This window comes from Streptomyces sp. SPB074 (assembly GCF_000154905.1).
Classification (GTDB): Bacteria; Actinomycetota; Actinomycetes; order Streptomycetales; family Streptomycetaceae; genus Streptomyces.
Genome location: NZ_GG770539.1, coordinates 3,937,333 through 3,942,798, shown reverse-complemented (window position 1 = coordinate 3,942,798; position 5,466 = coordinate 3,937,333). Strand labels below are relative to the sequence as shown.

At 73.9% G+C, this 5,466-nt stretch carries 3 protein-coding genes and 1 pseudogene; 3 read left to right on the top strand and 1 reads right to left on the bottom strand.

Features of this window, described 5'->3' with window-relative positions; all coding sequences use genetic code 11:
* Both SSBG_RS16425 and SSBG_RS16420 read left to right on the top strand, forming a co-directional pair.
* The coding region (locus SSBG_RS16425) for a pyridoxamine 5'-phosphate oxidase family protein (protein WP_234010560.1) at nt 1-479 on the top strand (479 nt) is incomplete at its 5' end.
* A 244-nt stretch (nt 480-723) separates the two neighbouring features.
* Nucleotides 724-2,364: a DNA repair helicase XPB gene (locus SSBG_RS16420; protein ID WP_008747218.1), complete on the top strand. Its 1,641-nt coding sequence runs from the start codon at nt 724-726 to the stop codon at nt 2,362-2,364.
* Nucleotides 2,365-2,498: 134 nt separating this feature from the next.
* Here the strand turns inward: SSBG_RS16420 and SSBG_RS16415 are convergent, their stop codons facing one another.
* A complete protein-coding gene (locus SSBG_RS16415; RefSeq protein WP_008747217.1) occupies nt 2,499-2,765 on the bottom strand; it encodes a hypothetical protein in 267 nt (88 codons plus the stop codon).
* Nucleotides 2,766-3,284: 519 nt separating this feature from the next.
* Here SSBG_RS16415 and SSBG_RS16410 point away from each other — a divergent pair.
* A pseudogene (locus SSBG_RS16410) lies at nt 3,285-5,466 on the top strand (HelD family protein); the annotation flags it as partial.

Genomic DNA, 5,466 nt, shown 5'->3' with positions numbered 1-5,466 from the left:
CCGAGGAACAGCGGCCGGACGCTCCGGAGCCCGGCACGAAGCCACCCGGCACCGCCCCGGCCGTACCCCCCGCCCCGGCCGTGCCCTGCCCCGCGCCGGATGCCGGGGCCGCCGCCCGGCTCGCCGGGGAACGCAATGTGTGGCTGTGCACCGTGCGGGCGAACGGCACCCCGCACGTGGCCCCCGTGTGGTTCGTGCACGACGCCGGCCGCTGGTGGATCGGCACGGACGAACGAGCGGTCAAGGTGCGCAGCATACGGACGACGCCGAGGGTCTCCCTCGCCCTGGAGGACGGCGATCGCCCTCTCGTCGCCGAGGGCACGGCCCGGGTGCTGACGGCCCCGTTCCCGCCCAGGGTCGTCACGGCCTTTCACGAGAAGTACGGCTGGGACGTCTCCGCCGAGCGTCCCGGCTCGGGCGCCCGCCTCCTGCTGGAAGTGCGCACCCTGCGCTGGCTCCTCGCCGGCACCGCGCAGTAGGCACGCCGCGTGATCCCGCCCACGCCCGCGCCCCCTGGGCCCGGCGGGCGTGGGGCGGGCGGAGGTAGACTTCCTTGTTTCGCGCGCAGACGCCGCCACGCCGGGGACAGGGCTCCGGGCCGGCCCCACGACCGGCCCGGGGCGGCGCCGTGCGCGGTGCGGCACTCGTCGCGCGCCGGACGCCCGGCCGAGTCATCGGACGATCCCCGCCCACGGAGGGACGATCCCGCCCACGGAGGTATGCGTGTCCTGCCTGATCGTGCAGAGCGACAAGACTCTGCTGCTCGAAGTCGACCACGAGCGCGCCGACGCGTGCCGCCGGGCCATCGCCCCCTTCGCCGAACTCGAACGCGCCCCGGAACACATCCACACCTACCGGATCACGCCGCTCGGCCTGTGGAACGCCCGCGCCGCCGGTCACGACGCCGAACAGGTCGTGGACGCGCTCGTCGAGTACTCCCGCTACCCCGTCCCGCACGCGCTGCTCGTGGACATCGCCGAGACGATGGCCCGCTACGGGCGGCTGAGTCTCCACAAGCACCCCACGCACGGCCTCGTACTGAGCACCACCGACCGCCCGGTGCTCGAAGAGATCCTGCGCTCCAAGCGGGTCCAGCCCCTGGTGGGACAGCGCATCGACGCCGACAGCGTCGCCGTGCACCCCTCCGAGCGCGGCCAGATCAAGCAGACCCTGCTCAAGCTCGGCTGGCCGGCCGAGGACCTCGCCGGGTACGTCGACGGCGAGGCGCACGCCATCGACCTGGCGCAGGAGGGCTGGTCCCTGCGCCCGTACCAGAAGCAGGCCGTGGACAACTTCTGGCACGGCGGCTCCGGTGTCGTCGTCCTGCCCTGCGGGGCGGGCAAGACGCTCGTCGGCGCGGGCGCGATGGCCGAGGCGAAGGCGACGACGCTGATCCTCGTCACGAACACCGTCTCCGCCCGGCAGTGGAAGCACGAGCTGGTCAAGCGGACCTCGCTCACCGAGGACGAGATCGGCGAGTACAGCGGGACGAAGAAGGAGATCCGGCCCGTCACCATCGCCACGTACCAGGTCCTGACGACGAAGCGGAAGGGCGTCTATCCGCACCTGGAGCTCTTCGACTCGCGGGACTGGGGCCTCATCGTCTACGACGAGGTGCACCTGCTGCCCGCGCCCGTCTTCAAGTTCACCGCCGACCTCCAGGCCCGGCGGCGGCTCGGGCTCACGGCGACGCTCGTGCGCGAGGACGGCCGCGAGTCGGACGTCTTCTCGCTCATCGGGCCCAAGCGCTTCGACGCGCCGTGGAAGGAGATCGAGGCGCAGGGCTACATCGCCCCGGCGGACTGTGTCGAGGTACGGGTCAATCTCACCGAGTCGGAGCGCCTCGCCTACGCGACGGCCGAGACCGAGGAGAAGTACCGCTTCTGTGCGACGACCCCGAGCAAGCAGCGCGTGACGCGGGAGCTGGTGCGGCAGCACGCGGGGGAGCAGACCCTGGTGATCGGCCAGTACATCGACCAGCTGGACGAGCTGGGTGCCGAGCTGGACGCGCCCGTGATCAAGGGCGAGACGAGCAACGCGCAGCGCGAGAAGCTGTTCAACGCCTTCCGTGAGGGCGAGATCTCCGTCCTCGTGGTCTCCAAGGTCGCGAACTTCTCCATCGACCTGCCCGAGGCGACGGTCGCCATCCAGGTCTCCGGCACCTTCGGCTCGCGGCAGGAGGAGGCCCAGCGGCTCGGGCGGGTGCTGCGGCCGAAGGCGGACGGGCACGAGGCGCGCTTCTACTCGGTCGTCGCCCGCGACACGATCGACCAGGACTTCGCCGCGCACCGGCAGCGGTTCCTCGCCGAACAGGGCTACGCGTACCGCATCGTGGACGCGGACGAGCTGTCGAAGGAGAGCTGAGCCCGCCCGCCACCGGCCGGGCGGCCCCCAGCCGGGCGCCCGGCTTCGCCCTGCGGGCGGCGCGGCAGCGGTGGGACGCGCGCCCCCGCGCCCCCCGCCGGGGAGGCGCAGCGGCCCCCGCGCCGCTCCCCGGCTCATGTGCGGTGATCCCCGGGCGCGCACTCCGCCAGGTGCCGCAGTCCTGGCGCGACACCGGCCCGTTCGTCGCGCGCACCGAGCAGCGCGACCTCGCAAGCGGCCGTGGCGAAGGCACGCAGCGCGCGCAGCGAACCGCCCAGGCCCCGGCGCCCGGCCGCGACGGCCGGCTCCGCGAGGCGCGCGGGCGAGAGGGAGGAGACCAGGGACGAGGCGGACAGGGACGGGGCGGACAGGGGCGATGTGGTGTAGCTCACGCTGCTCATGCCTTTCAGCGTGCCCGCACCACCCCTCGGAGCGGATCAACCCACGGGTTGAAATATCCCGTTCATCGCCTCCACTCCAGGAAGGACAGCAACCTCCACCCCCGGAGGGAGCGCACCCCGGAGGGGATCCCTGAGGAAACCCCGAGACGGCTCGAACGGAACCCCCCAGGGACCGAACGGGCTTCCAGAGGCCGAACGGGCCTCCAGGGGACGGAGAACCCCCGCGCCCCTTCGCATTTGGGCCCGCGCCTCCCCCTCCCCTACAATCGCGCGTCTGTCCGCCTCCCTTGCGTGGAGTGCCGCCTGCCGGACGGAAACCGGCGGCAACTCGGCGACCGCGACCGCCCCGGCCTCTGGCCGGTTCCGGCGGCCGGGCCGTTCGTCTCATTCGTTCGCCGTTCGCGCGGCGCCGCCGCCTTCCGCCCTGCGCGCACACGTCGTGCCCCCGCACCTCGTGTCGCCGTGCCGCGCCCGGGAGGTGGCGTGCCCGCGCGTGCCCTTCCGGCAGGAGGCCGCACCGTGAGTCACCCGTCCGCGTCGTCACCGTCCCCCACGCCCGCCGCCCCACCACCCGGCGACACGCCCGCCGATCCGCCCCCCGCCGCCCCATCCCCCAGCGACGCGCAGGCCGGTCCGCCGCCCGATACCGGCGGTGATCCCCTCGCCCGCGAGCGCGCGCACCTCTCCCTCTCCCGGGCCGCGCTGCGCGTGATGCGCGAGGAGACGGAGAACCTCGACATCCGCGACGTGACCGCGAACTGGGTCAACGCCGTCGTGCTCCAGGCGCAGATCGAGGAGCGCGTCAAAGCGCTCGCGGACCTCGCCGACACGCCGCTCTTCTTCGGGCGGCTCGACTTCACCCGCCCCCCGGGGCTCAAGGACGCCGAGGGCGCGGAGGGGGAGCGCTTCTACATCGGGCGGCGGCACGTGCACGACGCGGACGGCGATCCGCTCGTCATCGACTGGCGCGCGCCCGTGTCGACCGCGTACTACCAGGCGTCGCGGCAGCGGCCGATGGACGTCGGGCGGCGGCGGCGCTTCGGTTACACGGGCGGCGAGCTGACCGCGTACGAGGACGAGGTGCTCTCCGGGCCCGGCGCGGAGGCGAGCGACCCCGGCACGAGCAAGCTGCTGCAACGCGAGATCGAGCGCCCGCGCGTCGGCCCGATGCGGGACATCGTCGCGACGATCCAGCCCGAGCAGGACGGCATCGTCCGCGGTGACCTCAGCGGCACCGTCTGCGTGCAGGGGGGACCGGGTACGGGGAAGACCGCGGTCGGCCTGCACCGTGTCGCGTACCTCCTGTACGCCCACCGCGACCGGCTCGCCCGCACCGGAACGCTCGTGATCGGTCCGAACCGGTCCTTCCTGAACTACATCGAGCAAGTGCTGCCGGCGCTCGGCGAGATGGAGGTCCGGCAGGCGACCGTGGGCGACCTCGTCACCGTGCCGGGCGTGGAGGTGCGGGGCGAGGACGACGCGCGCGCCGCGACCGTCAAGGGCGGCGCGCGGATGGCCGAGGTGCTGCGGCGGGCGCTGCGCGCGCACGTCACGATGCCCGTCGAGGGCGTCGTCGTGGTGCGCGGTTCGCGGCGCTGGCGGCTCGCGGCGTACGAGGTGGCGGAGCTGGTGCGCGAGCTGCTCGACCGCGACATGCGCTACGGGGCGGCCCGTGAGGCGCTGCCGCAGCGGCTCGCGCACGCCGTGCTCGTCCAGATGGAGCGCGCCGGTGAGGCACCGGACGACCGGGTGCAGGCCACCGTCGCGCGCAACGCCGCCGTGAAGGCGGCGGTCAACGCGGTCTGGCCGAAAGTCGAGCCCGCGAAGCTCGTCCTGCGGCTGCTGAGTGACGCGGCGTTCCTCGCGGAGCACGCCGAGGGCCTGCTCGACGCCGAGGAACAGTCCGCGATCCTGTGGCCGAAACCGGCTCGTTCCGTGAAGAGCGCGAAGTGGTCGGCGGCCGACGCCGTCCTCGTCGACGAGGCCCGCGACCTGATCGAGCGCACCCACTCGCTCGGCCACGTCGTGCTGGACGAGGCGCAGGACCTCTCGCCCATGCAGTACCGGGCGGTGGGCCGCCGGTGCAGCACCGGTTCGGCGACGGTCCTCGGCGACCTCGCGCAGGGTACGACGCCGTGGGCGACGCGCTCGTGGGCGGAGGCGCTGCGCCACCTCGGCAAGGAGGAGGCGCACGTCGAGGAGCTGACGGCGGGTTTCCGTGTGCCGCGCGAGGTCATCGCGTACGCGTCGAAGCTGCTGCCGGCGATCGCGCCGGGGCTCGCCGAGGTGCGTTCGGTGCGCGAGTCGCCCGGTTCGCTGCTCGTGCGGCGCGCCGGCGTGGAGACACGCGACGCCGCCGTGCTCGAAGCCTGCCGCGAGTCCCTCGCGCACGAGGGCTCGATCGGCCTCATCGCCGCCGACGCGCGCGTCCCCGCGCTCGCGGCGGCCCTGGCCGAAGCCGGGCTCGCGCACCTCGCGCCCGGCACCGAGACCACGCGCGAATCCCGCCTCACCCTCGTCCCGGCCTCGCTCGCCAAGGGCCTGGAGTACGACTACGTCGTCCTGGACGAACCCGCCGCCGTCGTCGCGGGCGAGGCCGACGAGACGACCGGCCTGCGCCGCCTGTACGTCGCCCTCACCCTTCTCGGTCTCGGGCCTGACGGTGATCCACGCGGAGGAACTGCCGGGGGCGCTGGTCGCG

What these genes read in the sequence shown, in the direction of transcription:
- SSBG_RS16415 (WP_008747217.1), bottom strand. Translation starts at nt 2,765, where the DNA reads ATGAGCAGCGTGAGCTACACCACATCGCCCCTGTCCGCCCCGTCCCTG.